Origin of the sequence: Labrys okinawensis, assembly GCF_047345005.1 — a bacterium.
GTDB classification, from domain to species: domain Bacteria; phylum Pseudomonadota; class Alphaproteobacteria; order Rhizobiales; family Labraceae; genus Labrys; species Labrys okinawensis.
The window spans coordinates 35271-61878 of sequence record NZ_CP178864.1 but is presented as its reverse complement, the minus strand read 5'-3'; the positions used below and the strand labels follow the sequence as shown (position 1 = coordinate 61878).

At 61.7% G+C, this 26608-nt stretch carries 22 protein-coding genes and 1 pseudogene; 14 read left to right on the top strand and 9 right to left on the bottom strand.

Translation table 11 applies throughout. The annotated features are described in order from the left end of the window. Positions 1 to 104: 104 nt before the first annotated feature. Positions 105 to 1070 carry an IS1595 family transposase gene (locus tag ACMDCR_RS00290; RefSeq protein ID WP_413990634.1) on the top strand — a complete coding sequence of 322 codons (966 nt, stop codon included), beginning with the start codon at positions 105 to 107 and terminating at the stop codon, positions 1068 to 1070. Between the two features lie 3 nt (positions 1071 to 1073). Here the strand turns inward: ACMDCR_RS00290 and ACMDCR_RS00285 are convergent, their stop codons facing one another. Both ACMDCR_RS00285 and ACMDCR_RS00280 read right to left on the bottom strand, forming a co-directional pair. Further along, positions 1074 to 2765, bottom strand: a complete 1692-nt coding sequence (locus ACMDCR_RS00285) for a DNA methyltransferase (protein ID WP_413990633.1) — start codon at positions 2763 to 2765, stop codon at positions 1074 to 1076. An 89-nt stretch (positions 2766 to 2854) separates the two neighbouring features. Then, the gene (locus ACMDCR_RS00280; protein ID WP_413990632.1) at positions 2855 to 3289 is read right to left on the bottom strand and encodes a hypothetical protein; all 435 of its coding nucleotides are present in this window, start codon (positions 3287 to 3289) and stop codon (positions 2855 to 2857) included. Positions 3290 to 3379: 90 nt separating this feature from the next. Here ACMDCR_RS00280 and ACMDCR_RS00275 point away from each other — a divergent pair. From ACMDCR_RS00275 to ACMDCR_RS00265, 3 genes and pseudogenes are all read left to right on the top strand, one after another. Beyond that, a pseudogene (locus ACMDCR_RS00275) lies at positions 3380 to 4198 on the top strand (ATP-binding protein); the annotation flags it as partial. Positions 4199 to 4242: 44 nt separating this feature from the next. Further along, a complete protein-coding gene (locus tag ACMDCR_RS00270; RefSeq protein WP_413990631.1) occupies positions 4243 to 4887 on the top strand; it encodes a Pr6Pr family membrane protein in 645 nt (214 codons plus the stop codon). A gap of 190 nt (positions 4888 to 5077) precedes the next feature. Continuing rightward, the gene (locus ACMDCR_RS00265) at positions 5078 to 5950 is read left to right on the top strand and encodes a GNAT family N-acetyltransferase (protein WP_413993787.1); all 873 of its coding nucleotides are present in this window, start codon (positions 5078 to 5080) and stop codon (positions 5948 to 5950) included. 227 nt (positions 5951 to 6177) lie between these two features. Here ACMDCR_RS00265 and ACMDCR_RS00260 read toward each other — a convergent pair whose 3' ends face one another. Then, positions 6178 to 8223: a M3 family metallopeptidase gene (locus ACMDCR_RS00260; RefSeq protein WP_413990630.1), complete on the bottom strand. Its 2046-nt coding sequence runs from the start codon at positions 8221 to 8223 to the stop codon at positions 6178 to 6180. Between the two features lie 89 nt (positions 8224 to 8312). Between ACMDCR_RS00260 and ACMDCR_RS00255 the strand changes: the two genes are divergently transcribed. Together ACMDCR_RS00255 and ACMDCR_RS00250 are read left to right on the top strand one after the other, a co-directional pair. Further along, positions 8313 to 8981, top strand: a complete 669-nt coding sequence (locus ACMDCR_RS00255; protein ID WP_413990629.1) for a sulfite oxidase-like oxidoreductase — start codon at positions 8313 to 8315, stop codon at positions 8979 to 8981. Positions 8982 to 9291: 310 nt separating this feature from the next. Beyond that, the gene (locus tag ACMDCR_RS00250; protein ID WP_413990628.1) at positions 9292 to 10044 is read left to right on the top strand and encodes a GntR family transcriptional regulator; all 753 of its coding nucleotides are present in this window, start codon (positions 9292 to 9294) and stop codon (positions 10042 to 10044) included. A 142-nt stretch (positions 10045 to 10186) separates the two neighbouring features. Here the strand turns inward: ACMDCR_RS00250 and ACMDCR_RS00245 are convergent, their stop codons facing one another. The 3 genes from ACMDCR_RS00245 to lepA form a co-directional block, all read right to left on the bottom strand. Then, positions 10187 to 10963 carry a response regulator transcription factor gene (locus ACMDCR_RS00245; protein WP_413990627.1) on the bottom strand — a complete coding sequence of 259 codons (777 nt, stop codon included), beginning with the start codon at positions 10961 to 10963 and terminating at the stop codon, positions 10187 to 10189. An 898-nt stretch (positions 10964 to 11861) separates the two neighbouring features. Beyond that, positions 11862 to 12863 carry an MBL fold metallo-hydrolase gene (locus ACMDCR_RS00240; protein ID WP_413990626.1) on the bottom strand — a complete coding sequence of 334 codons (1002 nt, stop codon included), beginning with the start codon at positions 12861 to 12863 and terminating at the stop codon, positions 11862 to 11864. Between the two features lie 46 nt (positions 12864 to 12909). Beyond that, positions 12910 to 14715, bottom strand: a complete 1806-nt coding sequence (gene lepA / locus ACMDCR_RS00235; protein WP_413990625.1) for a translation elongation factor 4 — start codon at positions 14713 to 14715, stop codon at positions 12910 to 12912. Positions 14716 to 14889: 174 nt separating this feature from the next. Here lepA and ACMDCR_RS00230 point away from each other — a divergent pair, with 174 nt between their 5' ends. Further along, on the top strand, positions 14890 to 15606 hold the full coding sequence (locus ACMDCR_RS00230; protein WP_413990624.1) for an outer membrane protein: 717 nt from the start codon (positions 14890 to 14892) through the stop codon (positions 15604 to 15606). 249 nt (positions 15607 to 15855) lie between these two features. Next, the gene (locus tag ACMDCR_RS00225; RefSeq protein ID WP_413990623.1) at positions 15856 to 16665 is read left to right on the top strand and encodes a transglutaminase-like domain-containing protein; all 810 of its coding nucleotides are present in this window, start codon (positions 15856 to 15858) and stop codon (positions 16663 to 16665) included. Between the two features lie 31 nt (positions 16666 to 16696). Here the strand turns inward: ACMDCR_RS00225 and ACMDCR_RS00220 are convergent, their stop codons facing one another. Further along, positions 16697 to 17788, bottom strand: a complete 1092-nt coding sequence (locus ACMDCR_RS00220; RefSeq protein WP_413990622.1) for an alpha/beta hydrolase family esterase — start codon at positions 17786 to 17788, stop codon at positions 16697 to 16699. A gap of 204 nt (positions 17789 to 17992) precedes the next feature. Here ACMDCR_RS00220 and ACMDCR_RS00215 point away from each other — a divergent pair, with 204 nt between their 5' ends. The 4 genes from ACMDCR_RS00215 (at position 17993) to ACMDCR_RS00200 (ending at position 21755) form a co-directional block, all read left to right on the top strand. Continuing rightward, positions 17993 to 18484: a GFA family protein gene (locus ACMDCR_RS00215; RefSeq protein WP_413990621.1), complete on the top strand. Its 492-nt coding sequence runs from the start codon at positions 17993 to 17995 to the stop codon at positions 18482 to 18484. A gap of 177 nt (positions 18485 to 18661) precedes the next feature. After that, positions 18662 to 19027, top strand: coding sequence for a YciI family protein (locus tag ACMDCR_RS00210; protein ID WP_413990620.1), 366 nt, complete (start codon positions 18662 to 18664; stop codon positions 19025 to 19027). Further along, a complete protein-coding gene (locus tag ACMDCR_RS00205; protein ID WP_413990619.1) occupies positions 19014 to 20321 on the top strand; it encodes an RNA polymerase sigma factor in 1308 nt (435 codons plus the stop codon). The genes ACMDCR_RS00210 and ACMDCR_RS00205 overlap by 14 nt, the downstream gene beginning before the upstream one ends. A gap of 288 nt (positions 20322 to 20609) precedes the next feature. Then, positions 20610 to 21755: a M23 family metallopeptidase gene (locus ACMDCR_RS00200; RefSeq protein WP_413990618.1), complete on the top strand. Its 1146-nt coding sequence runs from the start codon at positions 20610 to 20612 to the stop codon at positions 21753 to 21755. 22 nt (positions 21756 to 21777) lie between these two features. Here the strand turns inward: ACMDCR_RS00200 and ACMDCR_RS00195 are convergent, their stop codons facing one another. Together ACMDCR_RS00195 and ACMDCR_RS00190 are read right to left on the bottom strand one after the other, a co-directional pair. Next, positions 21778 to 22515 carry a glycerophosphoryl diester phosphodiesterase gene (locus tag ACMDCR_RS00195; RefSeq protein ID WP_413990617.1) on the bottom strand — a complete coding sequence of 246 codons (738 nt, stop codon included), beginning with the start codon at positions 22513 to 22515 and terminating at the stop codon, positions 21778 to 21780. A gap of 90 nt (positions 22516 to 22605) precedes the next feature. Next, entirely contained in the window at positions 22606 to 23556 is a 951-nt protein-coding gene (locus tag ACMDCR_RS00190) for a phosphoribosylaminoimidazolesuccinocarboxamide synthase (protein WP_413990616.1), read from the bottom strand. Between the two features lie 212 nt (positions 23557 to 23768). Between ACMDCR_RS00190 and ACMDCR_RS00185 the strand changes: the two genes are divergently transcribed. Together ACMDCR_RS00185 and ACMDCR_RS00180 are read left to right on the top strand one after the other, a co-directional pair. Next, the gene (locus ACMDCR_RS00185) at positions 23769 to 24665 is read left to right on the top strand and encodes an NAD-dependent epimerase/dehydratase family protein (protein ID WP_413990615.1); all 897 of its coding nucleotides are present in this window, start codon (positions 23769 to 23771) and stop codon (positions 24663 to 24665) included. Between the two features lie 308 nt (positions 24666 to 24973). After that, positions 24974 to 26509: a hypothetical protein gene (locus ACMDCR_RS00180; protein ID WP_413990614.1), complete on the top strand. Its 1536-nt coding sequence runs from the start codon at positions 24974 to 24976 to the stop codon at positions 26507 to 26509. Positions 26510 to 26608 lie beyond the last annotated feature (99 nt).

The following is a 26608-nucleotide window of genomic DNA, read 5'->3' as shown; positions in this document are numbered from 1 at the left end:
TACAGATAGCGGTGACGATAAAAATTGTCAACGCCAACGAAATCCGTTGACATCACTAATTCTAACACTTATCAATGACGTCAACGAAAATCGTTGGCGTCCGAATGGCACAGCACTTCCTCCTTTCTGCGGCAGCCCGCTCGCTAAGTTTAGCGAAGGTTGCACGCATGTCGGACGAAGAGGCTCATACCGCCTTCCGCCTCATCCGCTGGTCCACCACTGACGGCGCTCCTGTTTGTCCTCGTTGCCAGTGCGGTGCCGTCTACAGCTTCACCAGTCGCAAGCTCTACAAGTGCAAAGCTTGCAGCCACCAGTTCAGCGTCACCTCTGGCACGATCTTCGCCAGCCGCAAGCTGCCAATCCGTGATTACCTGCTCGCCATCGCCATCTTCGTGAATGGTGCGAAGGGCCATAGCGCCTTGCAGCTCTCCCGCGACCTCGATGTCCAGTACAAGACGGCGTTCGTCCTGAGCCACAAACTACGCGAAGCTATCGGCTCTCCAGTTGATACAGACACCGTTGCCGGCGAAGTCGAGATCGACGGCGCCTATTTCGGCGGCTACGTGAAGCCTGCCAATGAGAAGGAAAATCGTCGGGATCGTCGCCTCGCCCAAAACCAAACCGGCAAGCGCCAAGTTGTTGTCATCATGCGCGAGCGCAACGGTGTGACGCTCCCCTTCGTGTTCAAGAGCGAGTCTCAGTCCGTTCCCAAGATCGCCGCCACTGTGCAGCCCGGCAGCATCATCTACGCCGATGAATCAACTGCGTGGGATGTCCTGCATGCTCGTTACCTGACGAAGCGCATCAATCACCAAGAGGCCTATTCGACTGACGAGGCCTGCACGAACATGGCCGAAAGCTATTTCTCTCGCCTGCGTCGCGCCGAGATCGGCATGCACCACCATATCGCCGGGCCATACCTCTCAGCCTATGCCCGTGAGATGGCGTGGCGCGAAGATAACCGCCGCGTGTCGAACGGCGAGCAATATCTCATGGCTGCTGACGCTGCCCTCAAGCATCCCGTTTCGCGGCAATGGAAGGGATATTGGCAACGAGTTGCAGGTCACTAATCACTATCCCCGCATTTGGAGGAAGCGAGGATCAACAATTACCCCGACCTCCGGCTCTACAACATCCGTCGTGAATGGAAGGAGCAACTCTAGCTGATCCGAAGAGGCCTTCTTTCGGCGCGGGACCGCAACATCCACGCTTGGCTGGGGAAGCGGCGGCAGTTTGGGCATACGTCCCTCTAAGAGTTCTCCCACCGTAACAATTTGAATTTTTGGCAAGCGCCCATGTGCCGATGGGCTGGCAGCTCCGTAGCCTGCTGCCGTTGATCGCATAACGCTAGTCGGTTCTGCCAAGGTGATAAGCACACCCAAATTTGCTTTTTCATGTTCCACAGTGCCGGCAAGCTCTCTTACGGCCGTGGAGGGAACCTTTTCGCCCCCCTTCACCGAAACGATTATTCGGCCAAAGCCATATGGGCCGTTACGGAAAAAGAGATCGGCGTCAACACCGCCATCAGCACCCTTTGGGGCTTCTCTGTAACGCTGCGCGCCCAAAAGCCATGATGCCCACCATTGAAACTGATGTTTATCTCTCCTCGCGAGAGCATATGCTCCATCGAGCGTCGTCGGTCTTCCATGGACCAGATATCGCGCCGACGGATGCGCAGCCCTTAGGCGTTTTTCTATGAGAGTGACGGCGTAATGGGTGACATCGATCCCAATCCACTGACGCCCCAAGCGTTCTGCCGCTTCCACGCTTGTCCCGCAACCACAAAAGGGATCCAACATTACTCCTCCCTCGGGGGAAGATGCCAAGATAATCCGCTCTAAAAGAGCAACCGGCTTTTGAGTTGGATATCCCAAACGTTCTTTGGCAGTCTGATTCAAGCGATCAATATCTGTCCATACGTCCCCGACCACGACTTCGCGAGCTTCTGCTTGAAATGGAACGCTGTCTCGGCGGCGCGGGAAACCATTGTTCTTTGGCCAATGGATTAGTCCGGCGGAATCCCAAGCTTCGCGATCTGCTAAATTATTGGCCCAATGCCGCCCCATGGCGGACGGGCTATGGCCGCGCCATGACTGTCCGCTTTCCCCATCTTTGGTAATACCCGGCCCAGTCAATTCATATGTCTGATATTTTTCCCCATCTGAGCCTGTTATTAATGTGTGCGGAAGCTTGGATTTATCCGCCTTTATTTTTAAGGAATTAAACTTGAAGGATTCACTTGAGGAGTAACAAAGTATTACATCATGAATCCTCGGCCACCTCCCCTTTGTTCCACGAGAATTAGTTCTCTTCCAAATGATTTCTGCGACAAAATTATTCTGACCAAATATGGCGTCTAGGATAAGCTTAAGGTAATGACTGGCCGTCGGATCGCAGTGGAGATACAGAGACCCCGTATTTTTGAGCTTGGCCCGAAGCTCTATAAGGCGCGCTGCCATCATTACCAGATATGCCATCATGGGAGAGCGACCTAGCCATGAATATAGCGCAGGCATGAGAATTCTTATCTCTTTATTCCCATCCCTTATAACCTCATCCATAGCAATAGAGGCAGCCTCAAACCATTGCCATGTATCTCTGAATGGTTCCACTTGCGCCTCAGAAATCGTACCATGCTCTCGGAACAAAACATTATAAGTGGCATTCGAATTGAAAGGAGGATCGAGATAAATCAGGTCAACAGATTCATCCTTAATGTGTTCTCTCAAAACAATAATGTTGTCGCCGAAATAGAGCTTGTTCATCGCTACTCTCTCCTGGTAAGAGGTTATTCGATGCGATATTTAGCGATTGTTACTTAACAATAAAAATTGAGAACAGGGATAACATGTGATTAACGGGCGATTTCCCATAGATTGTACTGCCCCGGCCCTTCCGCAGCCCGCACAACGCCCTTGTCTCGGTAGTCGCGGAGGGATACAGCCACCCGCTTCGTCATAAGCCGAAGCAAGCGCACGTCGCTCTTGTCCAGAGCTCTTTCAATAAGAAGCTGCAAGGCAATGTCCCGCGTCGTCATGGGCTCTGAGGACTGCCTCAAGATGCTCATGATAATGCGGCTCATCTCGCCACGGCGCGACCAGTCGGACGGAGGCCGAAAGGCCTTGGGCTTGATCGTCTCTACCTGATAGTCGGGAACGAACTGGCGAATGGTCTGGTCCAGTACTTCAAGGTCGTTCACTGTCTTCCTCAATTCCTCATGTAGGCGCTCTACGGCCCCTGCTAGCTCGGCACGGCGCTTTGTCAGGCCGCTAATTACGAACTCGTTCATGTCGCCTCTCCGCTCATTGGAAGCGGAGATTCTAGCTAGGAAGGCAGGATAGGCCGATATGATCTTAGGTGAGTTTGCTACCTAATGCCTGAACTCCTGGAGGTCTCGATCATCCATTCCGTGGCGGGCCAGCTCGCCGGTGGTGAATTGACCGGCCGTCGGCCCTTCCGCGCTCCGCACCACTCCGCCTCGATGCCGGCGCTGATCGGCGGCGGCAGCGCCGCCCGGCCCGGCGAGGTTTCGCTCGCGCATAATGGCGTGCTCTTCCTCGATGAGATGCCGGAGTTCACGCCATCGACGCTCGACGCCCTCCGGCAGCCGCTGGAATCGGGCGAGGCGGTGATCGCCAGGGCCAATGCCCGCGTCACCTATCCGGCGCGCATCCAGCTCGTGGCGGCGATGAACCCGTGCCGATGCGGCAAGGCCAACGATCCCGGCTTTGCCTGCCGGCGCGGACCGGTGGAGCGCTGCGCCGCCGACTACCAGGCTCGCATCTCCGGCCCGCTGCTGGACCGCATCGACATCGTCATCGAGGTGCCGGCCGTTTCGGCCGCCGACCTCATCCTGCCGCCGCCCAGCGAGGGCTCGGCCGAGGTCGCAGCCCGCGTTGCCGAGGCGCGCCAGCGGGCGGGCGAGCGCTATCACCGCCTGGGCCTTTCCGAGGCCTCCACCAATGCCAGCGTGCCGGTTTCGATCGTCGAGGAGGTCGCCAAGCCGGATGTCGCCGCCACGAAGCTGCTGCGCGACGCCTCGGAAGCTATGCGCCTGTCCGCCCGCGGCTTCCATCGCGTGCTCCGCGTCTCGCGCACCCTCGCCGATCTCGACGGCGAGGCGGATGTGGGGCGAATCCATATCGCGGAGGCGCTAAGCTACCGGGCGAGGACGGATCGGGCTACGGTGCTGGCGTAGATGTGAAGATGCGAACAAGATGTCCGCCCACCCGAGAAGTATAGATGAGCACCTCGGCCAGTCGCCTCGCCGCCGCCCTGATCGCCTGCGTTGCAGCGCTCTCCGTCGTCCTGCGCGTGTGGATCGTGGTCAGCGGCGTCATGGCCGGGGGACGTTCCTTCCTCGACGGCCTTGTCCTTGTCTTCAGCTATTTCACGATTCAAACCAACGCCATCGTGGCGGTGGTGGCCGCCGCCTGCGCTCTGCCAGGCCGGCCTGACGGCTTTCTCGCGCGGCCGCAGACGCTTGCCGCCGTCACCGTCTATATCGTCATCGTCGGCGTGATCTATGCCGTGCTCCTGGCTGGCCTCAGGCAGCTGACCGGCCTTGCGGTCATCGTCGACATCGGCTTGCACCGGGTGGTGCCGGTGCTGTTCACGCTCTATTGGCTGGCCTTCGCCCCGAAGGGAAGGCTTACCTGGCGCGATCCGCTCGTTTGGCTGATCTTCCCGGCGCTCTACGTCGTCTATTCGCTGATCTATGGCGCCCTCACGAGCCGCTATCTCTATCCCTTCGCCAATGTCCCGGTGCTCGGCTATCCGCGAGCTCTCGGCAATGCCGGACTGATCCTGCTCGCCTTTTATATCCTCGGTCTGGCCATCGTGACACTTGATCGCATCTGGGCCCGCAAGAGCCTGTCCGGCGCATAGAACCGCCTGATTATGTTACGATCGGGCCGTCACAAATCCTTCTGCAATCTGTGATGAAGAAGAGATGGTGCAGGGATTCGGGCAGGGGCCGCAGATGCCGACGACGATGCCGAAAGGCTTTCTAGCGAAGATCGATCCGCGGGGCTGGAGCGGCAGGCTGCCAGGCGGCTTCATGCCCGGAATTATCCCCATGCCGCCGCGGCGGCTGAAGCCGGCCTTGCGGCAGCGCCGCCTCGAGAATATCGGTCTGCCGATGACCCTCGGACGTATCGGCTCCCTCGAAGTGCGGCTTGCGCAGACCGCCAAGGACGTGAAGCAGGCCCAGAAGCTGCGCTATCGGGTCTTCTATGAGGAGATGGCTGCCATCCCCAACACGCTGTCGCTTGTCTCCCGCCGCGACCGCGATGAATACGACACGCTCTGCGACCACTTGCTGGTGATCGACCATGCCGCCGCGCCCGATGTCGCCGGCAAGCCGGGCGGCCAGGTCGTAGGCACCTATCGCCTGCTGCGCCAGGAGATCGCCGCGCGCCATGGCGGCTTCTATTCGGCCGCCGAATATGCCATCGACCCGCTGATCGCGAGCCACCCAGGCAAGAATTTCCTGGAGCTCGGCCGATCCTGCGTGCTCCCCGCCTACCGCAACAAGCGCACGGTGGAGCTGCTCTGGCACGGCATCTGGACCTATGTGCTCCACCACAAGATCGACGTCATGCTGGGTTGCGCGAGCCTGGAGGGCACTGAGCCGAGCCGCCTCGCGCTGCCGCTCGCCTTCCTGCACCATCACGCGCCCGCCGAGGGCGAATGGCGGGTCAAGGCCGTGCCGGAGCGCTACATCTCGATGAATCGCATCGCCAAGGAGGGCGTCGACGTCAAGCGGGCGCTGCAGGCCCTGCCGCCCCTGATAAAAGGATATCTCCGCCTCGGCGCCAGCTTCGGCGACGGTGCGGTGATCGACCACCAGTTCGGTACGACCGACGTGTTGGTGGTCCTGCCGGTCGAGAAGATCAACACGCGCTATGTCGAGCATTTTGGCGCCGGAGCGGAACGGCACGCGGCGTAGCCTGGGAGCGCCGGCTGTCTAGCCGGCTCTTGGCAACGGCTGGGGAAAAGGGAAGAGGCGGACGAGGACGTCCGCGGTCCCAGCTACAGTGCTTCTTCCGCTTGGCGCGGAATTCTTCAGGGCCAATCACGGCGCGGCCAGCCCGAAGGACGCAGTGGCTGGGACCGCGGACGTCCTCGTCCGCTTTTGGAACCACTATGCTTGCTGGATAGAGCACGCGCTCCCGGCTATGCCGCCAGGCCGCGCTTCCTGAGCAACGCTTCCGGCCGGGGATCGTGTCCGCGGAAATCCCGGTACGCCTTTGCGGCATCCTGCTTGTTGCCGGCCGAATAGACGAATTCCTTCAGCCTGGCCGCCGTCCGGGCATCGAAGATATCCCCCGCCTCGACAAAGGCGTCGAAACCGTCGGCATCCAGCACTTCCGACCAGAGATAGGAATAATAGGCCGAGGAATAGCCTTCGCCCGAGAAGACATGCTGGAAATGCGGAGGACGGTGGCGCATCACCATCGCCCTTGGCATGTCGATCTCCTTGAGGACCTTGGTTTCGAAGGCTCCAGCATCGAAGCCCTCGGTGTTCTCGAGCAGGTGCATTTCGAGGTCCACCAGCGCGGAGGAGACATATTCCACCGTGGCGAAGCCCTGGTTGAAGGTGCGGCTGGCGAGCAGGCGATCGAGCAGCGCCTTCGGCATCGGCTCGCCCGTCTTGTAATGCACGGCGTAACGCTCCAGCACCTGCGGCTGCTCCAGCCAGTGTTCGTAGAGCTGGGAGGGGAACTCCACGAAGTCACGCACCACGCTGGTACCCGACAGCAAGGGATAGGTCACGTTCGACAACAGGCCATGCAGGCCGTGGCCGAGCTCGTGGAAGAGCGTGCGGGCATCTTCGAAGGAGAGCAGCGTGGGCTCTCCGGCGGCACCGCGGGCAAAGTTCATGACGTTGACGATGATGGGCTTGACCTCGCCATCAAGCTTCTTCTGGCTGCGGAAGGCGCTCATCCAGGCGCCGCTGCGCTTGGAGGACCGGGCGAAATAATCGCCATAGAACAGGCCGATGCTCCTGCCCGCACCGTCCGTCACCTCGAAGGCGCGCACGTCGGGATGGTAGACCGGCACGTCCTTGCGCTCGGTAAAGGTGATGCCAAACAGGCGGCTCGCGGTATCGAAAGCCGCCTCGATGATCTTGTCGAGCTGCAGGTAGGGCTTCAGCTCGGCCTCATCGAGGTCATATTGCTCCTTGCGCTTCTTCTCGGCGTAGTAGCGCCAGTCCCACGCGGAGACCTCGATATTGTCTCCCTGCTCGGCGGCAAGCTTCTGCAGGCCCTCGCGCTCGATCAGTGCCTGCTTGCGGGCGGGCTTCCACACCGAGCGGAGCAGAGCCATCGCGGCTTCGGGTGTTCTGGCCATGGAATCGTCGAGCCGGTAATGGGCGAAAGTCTCGTAGCCCAGGAGCTTGGCCCGCTCGGCCCGCAAGGCCACCACCTCGGCGATGATGGCGCGATTGTCGGTGGCGCCGCCGCCTTCGCCCCGGGCGAGCCAGGCCTTGAAAGCGGTCTCTCGCAGGTCGCGTCGGGCCGAGAATTGCAGGAAGGGCTCGATCAGCGAGCGCGACAGCGTGACGATATGGCCGCCTTCGCCACGATCAGCCGCAGCGCCCGCGCTGGCGGCAACCAGGAAGTCGGGCAGGCCGGCGAGATCGGCCTCGCCATCGAGTTTCATCACCCAGGATTTCTCGTCATTGAGCACGTTCTGGCCGAACTGGGTGCCGAGGCTGGCGAGCCGCTCGGAAATGTCGGCGAGGCGGTGCTTGACGCCCTCCGGCCTGCCGGCGCCGGCGCGACGGAAGGCCATGTGGTAGCGCTCCAGCACGCGCAGCTGCTCGGCCGAAAGGCTCAAGCTGTCGCGCCTGGCGTGAACCGCATCGATGCGGCGGAACAGCCTGTCGTTGAGATAGATCGCCGTGTGATGGCGTGAGAGGATCGGCGCCATGTCGCGCTCGATCGCCTGGATCTCCTCATTGGTGTCGGAACCGGCGAGGTTGAAGAACACCGAGGCAACCTGGTCGAGCGCCTGGCCGGAGCGCTCGAAGGCGCCGAGCGTGTTGTCGAAAGTCGGCTCCTCCACACTGTCGGCAATCGCGGCGATCTCGGTCTGGTTCGCCGCCAGCGCGGCATCGAAGGCGGGCCGGTAATGCTCGGTCCGGATCTCGGCAAAGGGCGGAGCGCCGAAGGGGGCGGACCAATGGGCGAGCAGGGGATTGTTGTCAGCGGACATGAAAGGCTCTCGATTCGTTGGCGGCTCTTATAGCAGCCGAACTTCCATCAACCGAGATATGGATTATGTTTCGGTTTTTGGAGGGCACCATGGCCGACGATAAGGATCCCGCAACACCTGCCGACTCGAAGTTGACGCGCACCAAGCAGCTGTGGGCCAAGGCCGGCAAGTTCCTGACCGGTCGGGTGTTGCGGCCCGAAAGCGACCGCTTGCCGCCTGGCCAGCATCTGGTCAAGGACTGGCCGGTGCTCGATCTCGGCGTGCGGCCGTCGGTGAACCGGCAGACCTGGCAGCTCGACGTGTTCGGCGCTGTCGAAAATCCGATCGTCTGGGACTTTGAGGCCTATTCCGCCCAGCCGCAGAGCACGGAAGTGTGCGATATCCACTGCGTCACGACCTGGTCGCGCTACGACAACCGCTTCGAAGGCCTGTCTACGAAGGCGCTGGCCGAGATCGTGAGGCCCGCGGCCGAGGCCAGCCATGTCGTGCTGCATTCTTCCGACGGCTACACCACCAATCTCTCGCTACAGGATTTCCTCGGCGACGACGTCTTGATCGCCCACGCCTGGAACGACGCCCCGCTCACGCGCGAACATGGCGGTCCGGTGCGACTCGTGGTGCCCCGCCTCTATTTCTGGAAAAGCGCCAAGTGGCTCAGCCGCATCGAATTCTCCACACGCGACAAGCCGGGATTCTGGGAGGTGCGTGGTTACCACAATCGCGGGGATCCGTGGCGGGAGGAGCGATACAGCTCCTGAGGCTCGAGGGACGTTCCCTTTCTGCCCACCCCAGCGAGAAAAACGGCCAGGCGTGGGTGCGAAGCACTCGCTAGCCAGGGAAAAGCCGTCGAATCTTCAAAGTATCTACTTATTCAACTGTGATGACGCTCGATCAGTTTACCTTCGGGTTCTGGTTATCTATGTTTCAGATCTTAAACGGCCAGCTTTGCTAAGCGACGGTGACGCCGCTGGGGAACTCGTCTGGCCGTAAACGATTGTAGCGATCGGAGCTCAGCAGGATGGCCGCGAATTGCGGGCGGAAGGGCGGGCCATCCGATGGAGTTCAGGAATGCCAACGAAGGCTCTCTTATCCAACCATCTTGGGGGCTTCCTGCAAGGCCAGACCCGTCGCGGGCTTTATCCCGCAATCGTCGCCGGGTTTCAGAGCGCCATCGCCGAAAAGGTGCTTGAGCCTGGTGATATCCTGCCCCCGGAACGCGATCTCAGCGCGACGCTTGGCGTTTCGCGCAATCTCGTTCGTCGCGCGCTGCATGCCCTGGAAAGTGAAGGAATCCTGGTAACGCGCCATGGTTCGGGAACCTTCGTGTCCCAGGACTTCCGCCGATCCGCCAATTCCATCCTGGGCTTCTCGGAGGAAACCCGCAAGCGCGGCATGCGCCCCAGCAGCAGGGTGGTTCGCGATGTCGTCCGCGTGCCGACCATACCCGAGATACGCGAGCTTGGCCTGGCGATCGACGGCGACATCAGGGAGCTTGTGCGGGTTCGGCTGGCCGACGATGTACCGATCGCGGTAGAGATCGCTCTTCTGCCGGCCTGGACCATCGAACCCAGCTTCGATGGGGGCGGGCAATCGCTCTACGAGGCCATGGAGGCGCAGGGAACCCGGCCCGTGCGGGTACTGCAGGAGATCAGCGCGACGGCAGCCGAAACCACAGTTGCCGAGGGTCTCGACGTCCGGGCCGGCAGTCCGGTGCTGAAAATCATCCGCAAGGGGTTGGGTGTTTCGAACGTCGTGGTGGAATTCACCACCTCCTATTTCCGCGCCGACCAGTATATCTGGCTAGCGGAACTACGGCGCTGAACGTGCTCTTGTGAGGCCGAGCGCGATGGAACCCATCTTCCCGGCTGCAGCCAAGCTGGGAAGACGGTGTGCCTGGTCGGACAGGACGGCGCTCTGACAACGACGCGGTCGGCTGGGACGGGACGATCCGGCTCGCGGCGGTTCAGTGGTAGGTGATCCGCCCGTTCGCCACGGCCGCGCTGAGGAAGCCGCTTTCACGGCACAGCTGTTGCAACTCGATACGGAAGCGCTGGCGAGCCTGCATCTTGCTCGAATATCTCAACAGATCGCCGCACAAACCGGGCAGGCAAGCAGTGGTTTTGACGCACAGCCTTTTCATGATCTTGCGCAGATGCGCCTTCACCGTTCTCTCGCGCATGCGGAGCCGCGCAGCGATCTCGGCATTGGACAGGCCCAGGCCGACAGCTTCGATAATCGCGAGTTGGCGGGGCGTAGCCCCCGTAAGCTCGCCAAGGGCCGGAGAGGCCTCGCAAGCCCGATCGACATGCAAGGGCCCGACGGCGACCGCCTCAGCCTCGGCGCGTGGGCGCACGAATTTGCCGCCCAGCAAGACTATTCGGGTTGCCTTCACCGCAACTTCAACGCTGTCGCGGCTGCAGATCCAACCCTTGACACCGAAACGCGAGGCCCGCGCACGATCGTCGACATTGTGACAATCCGAAATCAGAATGATCCGGGGCATCTCAGACTTGGGGCCGTGGTAGATGGTTTGTAATTGCTCGAAAGTGGCTTGATCCATGATCAGGATGCCCCGGCGCAGGCTCGATCCGCCATGGGCACGGAACCAATCGGACAAATTAGCAAATCCCTCGACGGTCTCCTGCGGAAACTCCGAAGCGAGGACAGTTTCCATGCAACCACGCATCAGAGAGTTTCTATTTATCAGTTGGATAGCAGTACTATTCACGTTCTCGTCCATTTCGTGTCTCTTTTCGCAGAGCTTCATCTTTGAACAGTGCGGTCCTTTTACGTTCAACCTAGCGTAAAAAGACCACCGTGCGTTTCATGTAACTTACGTTCACCTGAGCAAGACAGAATCATATAGTTCTGCCCCGCACACTCTAATTTCCAACACATTGAAAGATAACATCGCAACTAAACTAGAAAAGAAACTTAATAAAAACGCCCAATATACCCTAAAGGCCGCAAATTTTATGCTATCTGCTATTTAAATATTATGTACTATTTACCGACACTACGAGCGATATAGATTCTTATCGCTACACACCGCTTGGCAGAAATCTTGCCTTGCAGGCCCTTATACGGCTATCTACTTTGCGCGCCGCTCGCGCTTGGTCTGATGCACTCGTAAGCCACATGAGAACCAATTCTGTCAAGTAGCGCCCATAAATAATTAGTGGTAACCAAATCAGGTCACATCGCGCGTTCCGATCGTACGGTCGCGTCCATGGCAAATCGTCTATGCTACCAAGCTAACTGATTAGTGAATCGATATGTCAAATGTATTTATGTATATCTATATGTATGCTTGACATATAAATTTAATTTATAGGTCTATAACCTGGGCCTTGGTAAGATATTCTAAAACATAACTGTAACACAACCTAGATCAAAATCGTTGTATTCGTAGATGGCTCGAAAAATTAACGAAGGCTCAGAAGGGAGGGCTGAAATTACTATGGTTCTTACGCTGCCGACGAAATGCCGCCAGCCGTGACAGGAAGTCGGCGGATTGGTATATTGGTACTTAAATGGTCAGATTGGACCCGTCCGGGATCCCAGAAAAGGGATGTGGTCGTCCATCATCAGGCAAGCCATTCGACCCCTCTCGGATTGGGGGCGGTCGCGGTTGGAGCCTATATGCCCGCCGAGTCCCGTTGAGCTCCAGGACCAGCGATAATGACAGGTTGTCCGAATGCGGGAGCGCGGAAATCGAGTCCGCGGCCGGCGGTATCAGCCGAAGCCAGGGCCTCGGCCAACAGGCGCGACGGCGCATCGATGGCGTCGTCGGCGAGCGGAAAGGTGCCATGGTGGATGGCGAGGCTCACTTGTGATTCCAGCGTAAGGCTGGCAGCCAGGGCCTCGGCCGGATCCATATGCACGGGACTCATGAACCAGCGCGGCTCATAGGCGCCGATCGGGATGAGCGAGAGCGTCATCGGACCGAAATGCTGGCGGATCATCGCAAAATGCGCGCCGTCGCCGCTGTCGCCCGCGAAATAGATCCTGCCAAGCGCAGTCTCCAATACGAAGCCGCCCCACAGCGCGACGTTGCGATCGAAGGGGCCGCGCGCAGAGAAATGTTCCGCCGGGACATAGGTCGCGCGCAGTCCGAACGCTTCACGGCTCTGGCCCCAATCGAGCTCCACCACCCGCTCCGAGGGTACGGATCCGCCGGTCCTGAGGCCGGTGAGGATCAACGGGTCGTCACGATCAACCAGCGCCGCCAAGGTCGGGCGGTCGAGGTGGTCGTAATGGTTGTGGCTGAGCAGGACGAGGTCGATCGACGGCAGGTCGGCCAGGACAAAAGCCGGATCGCATACCCGCTTGACGCCCAGCCACGGTAAGGGTCCGGCCGTCCGCGACAGCATCGGATCAGTCAGAATGTTGAGCCCGGCCAACTGGAGCAGGACGGTGGCATGCCCGATCAGCGTGACGCGGATGGTGCCGTCGTCCACCCGGTCCGGCGGCGGCACGGCCTGGATGGGCGCAAGGCGCCGGGGCCAGCGGGCGCGGCGACGCGTCAGCATCCATTTCAGGACGGAGGCAAGTCCATGCGCATCCGGCCCGGAGAGATTGCTGAAACGCCTGCCATCGAAGGGCGCAGGGCCAAGTCCGGCTGGGACGGGAGCGTGCATGGCCTCAGGCATCCACCGGCGATTCGATTTCCGAGGCGGTCCCAGGTTACCCATCCACCTTCAGGGCGGCGATGAAGGCTTCCTGGGGAATATCGACCTTGCCGAACTGCCGCATCTTCTTCTTGCCTTCCTTCTGCTTCTCCAGAAGCTTGCGCTTTCTGGTGATGTCGCCGCCATAGCACTTGGCGGTGACGTCCTTGCGCAGAGCGCGGATGGTCTCGCGGGCGATGATCTTGGCGCCGATGGCCGCCTGGATCGGGATGACGAACATGTGCTGGGGGATGAGGTCCTTCAGCTTCTCGCACATGGCGCGGCCACGGCTTTCGGCCCGGTCACGGTGCACCAGCATGGATAGCGCATCCACCGGCTCCGCATTGACCAGGATCTGCATCTTGACGAGATCGCCCTCGCGATAATCCGTGAGGTGATAGTCGAAGGAGGCGTAGCCCTTCGAGACCGATTTCAGGCGGTCGTAGAAATCGAAGACCACCTCGTTGAGCGGCAGGTCGTACTGCACCATGGCGCGCTTGCCGACATAGTTGAGGTCGACCTGCACGCCGCGCCGATCCTGGCAGAGCTTGAGGATCGACCCGAGATAGTCGTCCGGCGTCAGGATGGTGGCGCGGATCCAGGGCTCTTCGATCGAGGCGATCTTCACCACGTCCGGCATGTCGACGGGGTTGTGCAGCTCGATCTTCGTGCCGTCGGTCATGTTGATCTTGTAGATCACCGAGGGGGCGGTGGCGATCAGGTCGAGATTGAACTCGCGTTCCAGCCGTTCCTGGATGATCTCGAGATGGAGCAGGCCAAGGAAGCCGCAGCGAAAGCCGAAGCCGAGCGCGGCGGAGGATTCCATCTCGAACGAGAACGAGGCGTCGTTGAGGCGCAGGCGCCCCATTGCGGCGCGCAGGTCCTCGAAATTGGCGGCGTCCACCGGAAAGAGTCCGCAGAACACGACCGGCTGCGCCGGCTTGAAACCCGGCAGCGGTTGCACATTGTTCTTGCGATCGTCGGTGATGGTGTCGCCGACGCGGGTATCGGCCACTTCCTTGATGGAAGCGGTGATGAAGCCGATCTCGCCGGGGCCGAGCGCCTCTATATTCTGCATCTTCGGCCGGAAAACGCCCAGACGGTCGACCTCGTAATGGGCGTCGGTGCCGATCATCTTGATGCGCTGGCCCTTCTTCAAGGTGCCGTCGAAGATGCGCACCAGCACGACGACACCGAGATAGGCATCGTACCAGCTGTCCACCAGCAACGCCTTGAGCGGCGCCTCGCGGTCGCCCTTGGGTGGGGGCAGGCGGCTGACGATGGCCTCCAGCACCAGATCGATGTTGAGGCCGGTCTTGGCCGAAATCGGCACGGCCTCGGAAGCATCGATCCCGATCACATCCTCGATCTGCTGCTTGATGCGGTCGGGCTCGGCCGCCGGCAGGTCGATCTTGTTGAGCACCGGCACCAGCTCGTGATTGGCATCGATGGCGTGGTAGACATTGGCGAGCGTCTGCGCCTCCACACCCTGCGATGCGTCCACCACGAGGAGGGAGCCTTCGCAAGCCGCCAGCGAACGCGAGACCTCATAGGCAAAGTCGACATGGCCGGGCGTATCCATCAGGTTGAGGATATAGTCCTTGCCGTTCTGCGCGCGATAGTTGAGGCGCACGGTCTGCGCCTTGATGGTGATGCCGCGTTCGCGCTCGATATCCATGGAATCGAGCACCTGCTCGACCATTTCACGGTCGGTCAGGGTGCCTGTGGCCTGGATCAGACGATCGGCAAGGGTGGACTTGCCGTGGTCGATATGGGCCACGATGGAGAAATTCCGGATATTTTCGATGGGTTCTGCGCTCATCCGGGCGCAATAGCAGAGAGGATGGGGCGCGCCAAGGGCCTAGGGCATATCGAGCTGCTGTGGGAAGGAGAAAGCGTGTCCTGCGCTGAATCCTTAACCAACCCTTAACAAACCCTGCCTTTTTTCGCCACAGTGCTATATCTCTATGGAAGCGCTTGTCCATGCATGGAAAACATGTCCTTGAGATCAACCGCCCTCCTTGCCGTCATTGCCGCAATGTTTGCGGTCCCGGCTCTTGCGGCAGATCTCGCGGCACCGGTGCTTGAGCCAGCCACGCCGCTGCCCGCCTATGCTCAATACAACTGGAGCGGCCCCTATGTTGGCGTCCAGGCCGGGTATGGCTGGGGCAAGTCCACCGGCGGCTCCCCGATACTGGGTTCGCGCAAGCTCGACCCCAATGGGCCCTTCGGCGGCCTGCATGCGGGCTACAACTACCAGTTTCCCGGCGGCTTCGTGCTTGGCGCCGAAGGTGATGCCAATCTCGCCGGCCTGAGGGGCGATGGCGGCGTGCTTTCCAGCGGCGGAGCCGCGCTGCCCGGTACCTATGGCAATTCCAGGATGGACTGGAACGCCTCGATCCGTGCCCGCGCGGGCTACGGCATCGACCGCTTCCTGCCCTACATCACGGGCGGCGTGGCTTTCGGCGGCTACAAGTTCGATCCCGTCTACGGTGCAGCAGGGCGGCAACCCTTCTCCGATACGCTCACCGGCTGGACCATTGGTGGCGGCCTCGAATATGGCTTCACCGACAACATCACCGGGCGCATCGAATATCGCTACACCGACTATGGCAACATGAGTACCGGCATCAAGAACGTCGCTCCGCTCGAGAACTCGCGCACCGACCTCAAGACCAACGATGTGCATGTAGGCGTGAGCTACAAGTTCTGACACTGGCAGCGCGATTTCTCGTCGCGTCCACGAAGGAAAGCCCGCCACCGGCCATTTGCCCTTTCTTTCGGCAGGCAAGCCCGGCTTAACGATAGTCGGGGCCGGCTTTCGCGTGTCATAATTTCGTCTTCGGCATCTTCGCACGTGGAACTGTTTACGCGCCGAACCATTACTCTTCGATCGCCGGCAAGCGTGGGACAACCGCCTCTCGCTCCAGCCAAGCGAGGCCTCCAGGGACGGAATTTGCCGATGCTGATCCGATATGGCTACGAGATCACGATCCAGTGCACCCAACCCACCGCTCTCGTCTGCCTCCTATCGATCAACGAGCAACGCGCCGCCGATATCCGGGCACCCGAAACAGTCTGGACCAATCCCGGCATCGCGACCACCACCTATCATGACATGTTCGGCAATATCTGCCGGCGCATGGTCGCCCCCGCCGGCGACCTCACCATCTGGGGCGACGCCACGATATGGGACAGCGGTTTGCTCGATGAAATCGCCCTCGGCGCGCGCGAAATTCCGGTGCCCGACCTGCCGGACGAATGCCTCGTCTACCTGATGGGCAGCCGCTATTGCGAGACGGACCGGCTGAGCCAGGCGGCCTGGGACCTGTTCGGCCAATTGCCGCCGGGCTGGAGCCGGGTGCAGGCGATCTGCGATTTCGTGCACGATCATATCAAGTTCGACTACATGCAGGCCCGCTCGACCCGCACCGCATTCGAAGCCTTCAACGAGCGCATCGGCGTATGCCGCGATTTCGCCCATCTGGCCCTGACCCTGTGCCGCTGCCTCAACATCCCCGCGCGCTACGTCAACGGCCATCTCGGGGATATCGGCGTACCCGTCGTCGACCCCATGGATTTCAGCGCCTGGATAGAAGTGTTCCTGGAAGGCAAATGGCATACCTTCGATCCCCGCAACAATACGCCCCGCATCGGCCGCATCGTGGTGGCGCGGGGGCGTGATGCAGCCGACATTCCGCTGATCAATTCCTTCGGCCCGCATCTGCTGAAATCGTTCAGAGTGTGGACCTACGAGGTAGAGGGCGTGTGAGCGGCGAGCGCGTGGGGTGTCCCTCGCCGAGTCAGCGCAGCAATCCAGCCGAACGCAAGGCTTTCTCGATCGTCTCCCTGATGCCCGTTCCCGTTGTTTTCGCTGAATCGGGCGAAGTCATCCGGTCCCCGATCAGTGTGAAATTCGGCTTGTAGAAGGGTCGCGCCCGCCGATCGCGCGCTTGCAGCTTCCACATCTGCGCCAGCTCGCGCGTCGAAGACAGGCCAACATCCAGCATGAAGGGAGCCGCGACGCCGTCAGTGGCCGAGATTGGCGTGCCGTGGCCCATGCCGTCGATGAGATATTGCGTTATTACCTCGGTACCGTCGGCCTTGGTCCAGGCCTTGCGGGTATGGTTCTTCGATTTGACCACGCTGGAGGGTGCCGCGGCGAGGCCATGGAGCCCGCGCCATTGCTCCACGATGGCATCCGCATTGCTGACCGCGACTGTGGCATCCGCCGTGCCGTGCAAGATCGAGAGCGTCGGCCAGGGGCCGGCGTGACGGGATGCCCTCTCGACCAGCGCCTGCAGGGCCTTGCCGGAAGGGCCGCCATGCCCCCGCATGCGATCGAAAGCTTCGGGTATGCTGGTGGCCGTGCCATGGGGCAGCCCCGCGATGATGGCGCCGCCCGCGAACAGCTCGGGATAGGTCGCCAGCATGACGGAGGTCATGGCACCGCCTGCCGAGAGGCCGTTGATGAAGATTCGCTTGGGGTCGATAGCGCAATCTTCCACCACCTTGCCAATCATCTGCCGGATCGAAAGCGCCTCGCCGGAATCGCGGGCACAATCTTCCGGGACGAACCAGTTGAAGCACAGATTGGCATTGTTGAGGCGCCGCTGCTCGGGAAAGAGCAGGGCAAAGCCGAGTTCGTCGGCCAGACGCGACCAGCCCGCGCTGAGGTCATAGCCATCCGCCGTCTGTGTGCAGCCGTGCAGGACGACGACCAGGGCTGCGCCTGCCGCCAGATTCGATGGGATATGGATCTTGCCGGCCAGAGCACCCGGATTGGAGCCGAAATCGGCAAGCGGCAGGAGCCGCGTGCCGGCGCGAGGGATCTGCACCGCCTTCATGCTCTTGAAGGCCGCCAGTCGATTGATGGTGTCCGACAGATTCCGCATGTCGACGGCTCCTCGTCCTTCGGATCAGCCCGATCCACATTGGCCCCTCTGAGAGATAATGGGCCCCTCTGAGAGATAATGCTGCACTGCACAAATTTCCAGTCAGACCCATCATGCAGACAGTCTGGGAGCAAACACGCTTCAAAACCGTTTCCGTTCAGGCCTATTCTCAAGAACCCCGTCCGACCAAAAAAGGAAACACGTATGCTGCTGAAGGGATCCTGCCACTGCCGCGCCGTTGAATTCAGCGTGGACGCCATGAGCCCGGCGCCGTTCATGCATTGCCATTGCTCCATCTGCCGCAAGACGGCGGGTTCGGGTGGCTATGCCATCAATCTCGGCGCCCATGCCGACAGCCTGAAGGTAAAGGGGCGCGAACATATCAAGATCTATAACGCCGTCATGCGTGAGGAGGGCCAATCCGATACCCGTTCCCCAGCGGAGCGCAATTTCTGCGGCGAATGCGGCAGCGCGCTCTGGCTGTGGGATCCCCGCTGGCCGGAGCTCATCCACCCCCATGCTTCCGCCATAGACACGCCGCTGCCCAAGCCGCCGGAAGTCGTGGAAGCGGCTCTGGCCTACGCGCCCGACTGGATCGACGTGCCCGGTGGCAAGGGACACATCCACTGCGACACTTGGCCTCCGGAGTCGCTGGAGGACTGGCATAAGCGACAGGGGTTGTGGAGCGGGAAATAGCTGGGAGCGCGGACGTCCCGTCCATTCCTGGAAACGACGAGCTTGAGGAATGGACGGGACGTCCGCGCTCCCAGATTTTTTCCATGCGGCTGTCGGATCGACTTACCCTCATTCGTTGAGACAATAAGCGAGAGATCCAGCGGCAGAGCGCCGCACTCGCCTTCAAGGAGGACCCGCATGCGCTTCATGTTCATCGTCAAGACCGACCACCAGGGACCGCCGTCGCCAGCGCTGATGGAAGCGATAGGCAATCTCGCTGATCGCGAGATCAAGGCCGGGCGTATGATCGATTCGGGCGGGCTGACGCCGATCGCCACCGGCGCGCAGTTGCGCCTCGAGGGCGGGAAGCTCAATTTCATCGACGGACCCTTCGTCGAGGCCAAGGAAGTGGTCGGCGGATATGCCATTTTCGAGCTGCCAGGCAGGGAGGAGGCGATCGCCTCGATGCAGGAGTTCATGCAGCTCCACAAGGACCTGATGCCGGAATGGGAAGGCACTTGCGAGATGCGCGCTTTCATGCCGAATGGCCATGGATGCGATTAGACCGCCTCGACTGCGAGCCAGGGCGGCCGGGGTGACGGCCGACGACACCCACCGTGCCATCCTCGCGGCCTGGCGCATCGAACAGCCGCGCCTGATCACCAGTCTGGCGCGGATGCTGCGCGACGTGCCGCTCGCCGAGGACCTGACGCAGGAAGCCCTGCTCGCCGCCCTCGAACATTGGCCGCAGACGGGCGTGCCGGAAAGGCCGGGCGCCTGGCTGATGGCAGCCGCGAAAAATCGGGCGCGCGACCATCTGCGCCGCCGCCCGATGCTCGACCGCAGCCACGCCACGCTCGCCCGGGACCTGGAGGAGGAGCAGCAAGCCATGCCCGACCTCGATTCCGGCCTCGATGACGACATCGGCGACGAGATGCTGCGCCTGATTTTCACCGCCTGCCATCCGCTGCTCGCGCGCGAAGCCCGGGCGGCGCTCGCGCTGCGCATGGTCTGCGGCCTCACCACCGAGGAGATCGCCCGCGCTTTCCTGATGCCGCCGGCGACGATCTCCCAGCGCATCCTGCGCGCCAAGAACACCCTCTCTGCCTCGGGCCTTGCCTATGAGACTCCGCGTGGCGAGGAGCTCTCGGGGCGCCTCGCCTCGGTGCTGGAGGTGATCTACCTCATCTTCAACGAAGGCTATACGGCCGCGCGCGGCGAGGACTGGCTGCGCCCGCAGCTCTGCAACGAGGCATTACGCCTTGCCCGCGTGCTCACCGCCCTAGCCCCACTGGAGCCCGAAGTGCATGGCCTGCAGGCGCTGATGGAGCTGAACGCCTCGCGCACGACAGCCCGCACCGACAAGGAGGGCGAGCCGATCCTCCTGCTCGACCAGGCTCGCGCCCTCTGGGACCGTCTGCAGATCCGCCGTGGCCTGCAGGCCCTCGCCCGGGCCCGGAGTTTGGGGGGCGCCGGCGGCTTTTATGTCTTGCAGGCCGCGATCATTGCCTGTCACGCACAGGCGGAGAGAGCTGAGGATACCGACTGGCACCGCATTGCCGGCCTCTATGCCGAACTCGCAGCCCTCACCCGCTCGCCCATCGTGGAGCTCAACCGGGCCGTGGCGGTGGGCATGGCCGAAGGGGCGATGGCGGGGCTGGCGATCATCGAGCGCCTCGCGGCCGAACCCGCGCTGAAGGCCTACCACCTGCTGCCGAGTGTGCGGGGAGACCTCCTGCTCAAGCTCGGCCGCGGCGATGAGGCCCGGGCAGCCTTCGAGGCGGCGGCGGCCCTCGCCGGCAATGCGCGCGAGCGGACGCTGCTGCAGCGCCGGGCGGCCGAAGCGGCCGGGCCGTGAGCTTCCCCGTCGCCATTCAGGGCGAGAGAACAGAGGCGGCGAACACTTCCAGTTTCCACGGCTGTCCAGATCATCCACAACCAGATAAAGAACGTTCACTTCGTCAGATTCTGAAGCCCTTCCGCCCTTCGATCAAGAAATCGCGAGACTCCTGTAGTAATCAGCTTGACAATACAAAGAATGGGCACGGAATATTGTACCGCGTAGGCGGCCATATCAGGAAGACAGCAATCGGGGGCGTTCTTCATGCGGTTCTTGTCGTTTCTCGTCCCTGTGTCGATGCTTCTTATGGCCTCGGCGGTCCACGCTCAGTCGTTGAAGTCGAATGAAATCCTCAGCACCGTCACCGTCCAGCCTGTCAGCGAGCCCAATCCGGTGCAGGGTGCGGATGGGCGCGTGCATCTGGCCTATGAGCTGCTGGTCGACAATCCCACCAACCTTTTCGTGCGGCTCGACAAGGTCGAGGCAGTCGATGCGGTTGGCAAGAGCCTGTCCTCTCTCGATGGCGAACGCCTGGCCAGGATGATGCAGCTCTACGGCGGCAGTGACGGCATGCTTTCGCCCGGTGGCACGGGTATCGTGTTCATGGATGTCAGTTTCGCGAGCTCCGAGAAGCTTCCTGACCGCATCCTCGCGCGCATCGCGGCCTTTCGCCAGCACGCGGGGCCGGACGGCAAGCCGACGCCGCTGCCGGCTGATGCACCCGTGCCTGCAAGCTACAGCTTCACCGGCGGCGCCACCGCGCTCGGCAAGCCCGCCGTGGTGCTCGAACCGCCCTTGCGTGGCACTGGCTGGATCGCGGCGAACGGGTGCTGCGACACCATTACCTCCCATCGCGGTGCCACCATGGCCGTGAACGGCCTCCTGCGCGTCCCGGAGCGCTTCGCCATAGACTGGCTCAAGCTTGATGACACAGGTCGGGTCTTCACTGGCGAGGCAACCCGACTCGAAAGCTATGCCTATTATGGCACCCCGGTATATGCGGCGGCCGGTGGCACGGTGGTCAATCTCTATGACGAAGCGGATGAGCAGGTGCCGAGCCAGGCGGCCAAGGGCATCACCACCGAGAATATCGGCGGAAACATGCTGGTGATCGATATCGGCCACGGCGCCTTCGCCTTCTATGCCCACCTGCAGCGCGGCAGCCTCAAGGTGAAGCTAGGCGACCTCGTCAAGACCGGCCAGGCGATTGGCCTCCTCGGCAATACCGGGAACTCCACCGCCCCGCATCTGCACTTTCATGTGATGGACGGCCCGTCGCCGCTTGACGCCAATGGCCTGCCGTTTGTGTTCACGCACTTCTCCAGCCAGGGCGTGCTGGCGCCGGGAAACGAGGACGCGCTCGAGCAGGGTGGAACCGCCAGGATCGACCCGAAGCTCAAGGGACAGCACGTGAATGAACTGCCTTTGAATGACGAGGTGGTGGACTTCTAAATGGAGCCCTGAGGCCTCGCTCTCACTCCTCCGCCACTTTCAAAATCCGCCCCGGAAAATCCGTGAAGACACCGGAGACGCCGAGGCTGAAGAGTTCCTTGGCCCGCGCGGCCGTGTTCACCGTATAGGAGAGCAGCGGTCGGCCGGTCGCGCCATAGGCGGCGATGGTCTGCGGGGTCTCGCGGGTGTGGTCGAAGTTGATGGTGGCGGCACCGACCTCGTCGGCGATGGCGGCCCAGTTGTCCGGCCGGTCATAGATGAGATAGCCCAGCGGCAGATGGGGTGCGAGCCCGTGCGCGGCCTTCAAGCTCTCCACCGAGAAGCTCGAGACCAGTAGTGAGCCTTCCAGCGGCCCGAAATCCTCCAGAACTGAAAGTGCGATTTCGGCCGTGCGCAGCTCGGTTCCCGGATAGGGCTTGATCTCGACATTGAGGCCGAGCTTCAGCTCGCGGCAGAGGGCGAGCACATCGTGCAGGGTGGGAATATGCTCGCCGGCGAAGGCACGGCCGAAGGAAGCGCCGGCATCGAGTTCGCGGATCTCCTTCCAGGAGCGCTCGAACACCGGGCCGGTGCCTGTGGTGGTGCGGTCCAACGTGTCGTCATGAATGATGACGGGAACCTCGTCACGGGTGAGCTGGACGTCGACCTCCACCATCTCGACCCCGAAGGCTGCGGCGCAACGGATGGCTTCGAGCGTATTTTCGGGTGCGTGCGCTGCGGCTCCGCGATGCCCGATGACGCGCGGTATAGGTCCCAGCATGAGAGGTTCTCCGGTGAGAATCATTGTGTCGATATGGCCGAGAAGAAGGTCAGAAGAAAAACGGGTGGGACTGACGCGGATCGAGACCGCTCAAAAATACTGCGCCAGGTTCTTCCTGATGCGCTGGAGCGGTTCCTCTCCATCCGCCGGCGGTTCGAAGCTCCTGCCCGTGATCGTCTCGAAAGCGCGGATGTAGACCTGCGAGGTCTCCTCGATTAGGGCGCCCGGAATTTCCGGAATCGGTTCCTTGTAGGGATCGCAACGCGCCGCCACCCAATTGCGAACGAAGTCCTTGTCGAAGCTTTCGGGCTTCTCGCCCCTGGCGAAGCGTTCGTCATAACTGGCGGCGAACCAATAGCGGCTGGAATCGGGCGTATGGATCTCGTCCGCCAGCAGGATGCGACCGTCTGTGTCGATGCCGAACTCATACTTGGTGTCGGCGAGGATCAGGCCGCGCTCGCGCGCCATGGCCTGGCCGCGGGCAAAAAGGGTGAGGGCATAGGCCGACACTTCGTCCCATTGGCTCTGGCTGAGCAGGGCCGACTTCACGATCTCCTCGGCCGACAACGGCTCGTCATGGCCGCCGTCGAAAGCCTTGCTGGTGGGCGTGATGATGGCCTGGGGGAGCACCTGGTTGTCGCGCATTCCGTTGGGAAAGCGCGCGCCATACATCTCGCGCTTGCCCTGCTTGTACATGGTCAGCACTGAAGTGCCGGTCGTGCCGGCAAGATAGCCGCGCACCACCATCTCCACCGGCAGGATTTCGAGCCGGCGGCCCACTACGACATTCGGATCGGGGTAGTCGAGCACGTGATTGGGGCAGATGTCGCCCGTCTGCTCGAACCAGAAGCGCGCCGTCTGCGTCAGCACCTGGCCCTTGCAGGGGATGGAAGCGATGGCCCGGTCGAAGGCACTGAGCCGGTCGGTGGCAATGATGATGCGCCGTCCATCGGGAAGGTCGTAATTCTCGCGCACCTTGCCCCGGTAATAGTTGGGCAGCTCCGGAATGACGGCTTCGCGCAGGGGCTGAGTTGCGGACATGGACAATCGCTTCATCGAGACGAGGAAGGGCTAGATCTACGCAGCACCAGGCCGTTTGTCATCATGGCTCGGCACGCGAGCCACCAAGAGCCTTGCCCACCGGCGAGGAGGCTCTATTGTCATACCATTCGATCGCCCAAAAGTGCCGCGCAGACGGCATCTCGGCGGTCGCTCCATCCGTTTCATTCACCAAACTCGCCTGGGAGCAGGAAATGCCCAAACGCATCATATTCACCGGCGGCAGCGGCAAGGCCGGCCGGCACGTCGTGCAATATCTCGTCGATCACGGTTATGAGGTGCTCAACATCGACACCAAGCCGCTCGACAATCCCAAGGTGCGCACGCTGATCGCCGACATCACCGACTCGGGCCAGGTCTTCAACGCATTGTCGAGCTATACGGGCCTGCACGAGTTCGATTCCTCCCTTCGCCCGCAGAAGGCGGATGCCGTCGTGCATTTCGCCGCCATCCCCCGTGTCATGATCGTGCCCGACAATGAGGTCTTCCGCATCAATGCCATAGGCACCTACAATGTCATCGAGGCAGCCACCAAGCTTGGCATCCGCAAGATCGTCGTCGCTTCCAGCGAGACGACCTATGGCGTCGTCTTCGCCAATGACCCGCGCGATCCCGCCTATTTCCCGCTCGACGAGGACTATGATGTCGATCCCATGGACAGCTACGCCTTGTCCAAGATCGTCAACGAAAAGACGGCCCGCGCCTTCGCCCAGCGCGACGGCACCGACATCTATGCGCTGCGCATCGGCAATGTGATCGTGCCGGAAGATTACACGGAAAACTTCCCGAAATGGTTCGCCGATCCCGGTTTCCGGAAGAAAATCGCCTGGAGCTATATCGATGCGCGCGATCTCGGCCAGATCACACGCCTTGCCGTCGAGAAAGACGGTCTCGGCTTCCAGGTGTTCAATGCCGCCAACGACCACACCTCCTCCAACCTGCCGACGGCGGAGCTGTTGAAGCGCTTTTATCCCAATGTGCCCGTGCGCGGTGAGCTCGGCGAGTACGAGACGCTGCTCTCCAACCGCAAGATCCGGGAGGTGCTGGGCTTCAAGGAGGAACACAACTGGCGGAACTATGTAAGGGGGTGAGGATATCCTGTGATCGCACGCATCGATGCCCGCTCTTGGAGCCCCGACCGTTTCCCCAAGAGGGCAGACTTGGTGTGCAGGATTGAAGGGCGGGCTGGAAGCCAGCGATCCCAGGAAAGGCCTCTTCGCCCGTTTCGGCAAGGCTCGGCCTTGCGGCGTCCCGCCTCTCCCGCTATCGTCCATCTTGGCGATGCGAGACGCCTCCGGACCCGCGGGAAGGGTTTAACCCCTCGGTTTTGACGATATCGAACTGCCTGCCCCTGTGCAGCCGACTGCGGGTCTTCGGCCATGAGCACATGGAGGCATGAATGAAGACCCTTCCCTCATCGCCCGATCTTGCGCATCTCAAGAAGCAGGCCAAGGCTTTGCTGCGTGCTGCCCGCAACGGCGAGAGTGCAGCTCTGCAGCACTTTGCCGCTCAGCTCCCGATCGCGCGAGACCTCACGGCGACCGAACTCGCCGGATGGGAGCTGAAGCTGCATGATGCCCAATCGGTGATTGCCCGCGACTACGGCTTCCGGAGCTGGGCGGAGCTCAAGCGGGCTGTCGCGTGGCTGCGTAGCACCCAGGCCGAGAAACGCGAGACCTGGCTGCGCTGGGCGCTTGAAGGCAATGCGCGGGAACGCCGCCTCGCGGTGCGATCGCTGGCCGAGCAACCCGCCCTCCTTGCCGGGGATGCGTGGTTCGCTTGCGTGATCGGCAACGAATCTCTCCTGCGCGACAGACTCGCACGGGATCCAAGTTGGGCAAGCCAACCTTCCGGCCCTCGCTCCATGGCGCCGCTGGTTGCCGTTACCCATTCGCGCCTGATCCTCGAGGAAGGTTTCGAGACCCCCCTGCTCGCCTGCGCGCGGCTGCTCCTTACGGCCGGCGCCGATGTCAACGCCACCTGGACCGATCCTAACTATCCTGAATGGCCGCTCTCGGCTCTCTATGGCGCGGCTGGCGTCACCCACCATGCCGGCATGACGCGGCTCCTGTTGGAAGCAGGCGCCAATCCCGATGACAATGAATCACTGTACCATTCGGTTGAAGCGCGTGCGCCGGATTGCACGCTCCTCCTGCTGGAGGCAGGGGCGCGCGTCCGCGGCACCAACACGATCGGCCGCGTGCTGGACTACGACAAGCCCGACCTGCTGCGCCAGATCCTCGCCCATGACGGCGATGCGCGGGAGCGGCCCTGGCTGCATCACGCCATCCTGCGCGGGCGCTCGCTCGGCCATATCCGCCTCCTGCTGGAAGCAGGGGCCGACCCCCGCGCGGTCAACGAGGAAGGTATCAGCCTCTATCGCTGGGCGCAGCTCCACGGGCGCAGCGACGTTGTTGAGATCCTAGGCGGCCTCGGCGTGAAGGAAGACCTGAGCGAGGAAGAAGCCTTCATCGCCGCCTGCACCCGCGGCGATGCCGTGGCGGCGGAGAGAATACGGGAAGGCATGCCCGACATCTTCAGCCACCTCAATACGCGGCAATTGCAGACCCTGCCGCAACTCGCGGCCACCGGAGCCCTGGAGGCCGTCCGAACCATGCTGGCGATGGGTTGGCCACGCGAGGTCAGGACCGGCTGGGATGCCACCGCCCTCAACCTCGCCGTCTTCCAGGGCGACGCAGCGATGGCCCGCCTGTTGCTGGAAGAAGGGGCAGACTGGCGCACAAAGCATGGCTACGGCGACAATGTCATCGGCACTCTCTCCTGGGCCTCGCAGGCCGACGAGATCGAGGATCCGGCGCCGCGCGATTATATCGCATGCGCTCAGGCGCTGATCGAGCATGGCGTGCCGGTATCGGCCACGGAGGGATACAGCTTTTCCGACGAGGTAGGCGCCTATTTCGCCACTTTGGCGTAGATTCCTGGGATCGCAGGCATCCTTGCCTGCCCCTTCTCCTCCCGCGAGCGCAGCGTTTCCGAGAGGACCGGCAAGGATGCCGGCGGCCGTCAGAGTGCC

Coding starts and splice junctions, on each gene's coding strand:
- ACMDCR_RS00290 (WP_413990634.1), top strand. CDS start 105: ATGGCACAGCACTTCCTCCTTTCTGCGGCAGCCCGCTCGCTAAGTTTA.
- ACMDCR_RS00180 (WP_413990614.1), top strand. CDS start 24,974: ATGAAGACCCTTCCCTCATCGCCCGATCTTGCGCATCTCAAGAAGCAG.
- ACMDCR_RS00245 (WP_413990627.1), bottom strand. CDS start 10,963: ATGGACGAGAACGTGAATAGTACTGCTATCCAACTGATAAATAGAAAC.
- ACMDCR_RS00240 (WP_413990626.1), bottom strand. CDS start 12,863: ATGCACGCTCCCGTCCCAGCCGGACTTGGCCCTGCGCCCTTCGATGGC.
- ACMDCR_RS00185 (WP_413990615.1), top strand. CDS start 23,769: ATGCCCAAACGCATCATATTCACCGGCGGCAGCGGCAAGGCCGGCCGG.
- ACMDCR_RS00255 (WP_413990629.1), top strand. CDS start 8,313: ATGGCCGACGATAAGGATCCCGCAACACCTGCCGACTCGAAGTTGACG.
- ACMDCR_RS00190 (WP_413990616.1), bottom strand. CDS start 23,556: ATGTCCGCAACTCAGCCCCTGCGCGAAGCCGTCATTCCGGAGCTGCCC.
- ACMDCR_RS00270 (WP_413990631.1), top strand. CDS start 4,243: ATGAGCACCTCGGCCAGTCGCCTCGCCGCCGCCCTGATCGCCTGCGTT.
- ACMDCR_RS00230 (WP_413990624.1), top strand. CDS start 14,890: ATGTCCTTGAGATCAACCGCCCTCCTTGCCGTCATTGCCGCAATGTTT.
- ACMDCR_RS00195 (WP_413990617.1), bottom strand. CDS start 22,515: ATGCTGGGACCTATACCGCGCGTCATCGGGCATCGCGGAGCCGCAGCG.
- ACMDCR_RS00220 (WP_413990622.1), bottom strand. CDS start 17,788: ATGCGGAATCTGTCGGACACCATCAATCGACTGGCGGCCTTCAAGAGC.
- ACMDCR_RS00215 (WP_413990621.1), top strand. CDS start 17,993: ATGCTGCTGAAGGGATCCTGCCACTGCCGCGCCGTTGAATTCAGCGTG.
- ACMDCR_RS00200 (WP_413990618.1), top strand. CDS start 20,610: ATGGCCTCGGCGGTCCACGCTCAGTCGTTGAAGTCGAATGAAATCCTC.
- ACMDCR_RS00285 (WP_413990633.1), bottom strand. CDS start 2,765: ATGAACAAGCTCTATTTCGGCGACAACATTATTGTTTTGAGAGAACAC.
- ACMDCR_RS00265 (WP_413993787.1), top strand. CDS start 5,078: ATGCCGCCGCGGCGGCTGAAGCCGGCCTTGCGGCAGCGCCGCCTCGAG.
- ACMDCR_RS00205 (WP_413990619.1), top strand. CDS start 19,014: ATGGATGCGATTAGACCGCCTCGACTGCGAGCCAGGGCGGCCGGGGTG.
- lepA (WP_413990625.1), bottom strand. CDS start 14,715: ATGAGCGCAGAACCCATCGAAAATATCCGGAATTTCTCCATCGTGGCC.
- ACMDCR_RS00210 (WP_413990620.1), top strand. CDS start 18,662: ATGCGCTTCATGTTCATCGTCAAGACCGACCACCAGGGACCGCCGTCG.
- ACMDCR_RS00225 (WP_413990623.1), top strand. CDS start 15,856: ATGCTGATCCGATATGGCTACGAGATCACGATCCAGTGCACCCAACCC.
- ACMDCR_RS00280 (WP_413990632.1), bottom strand. CDS start 3,289: ATGAACGAGTTCGTAATTAGCGGCCTGACAAAGCGCCGTGCCGAGCTA.
- ACMDCR_RS00250 (WP_413990628.1), top strand. CDS start 9,292: ATGCCAACGAAGGCTCTCTTATCCAACCATCTTGGGGGCTTCCTGCAA.
- ACMDCR_RS00260 (WP_413990630.1), bottom strand. CDS start 8,223: ATGTCCGCTGACAACAATCCCCTGCTCGCCCATTGGTCCGCCCCCTTC.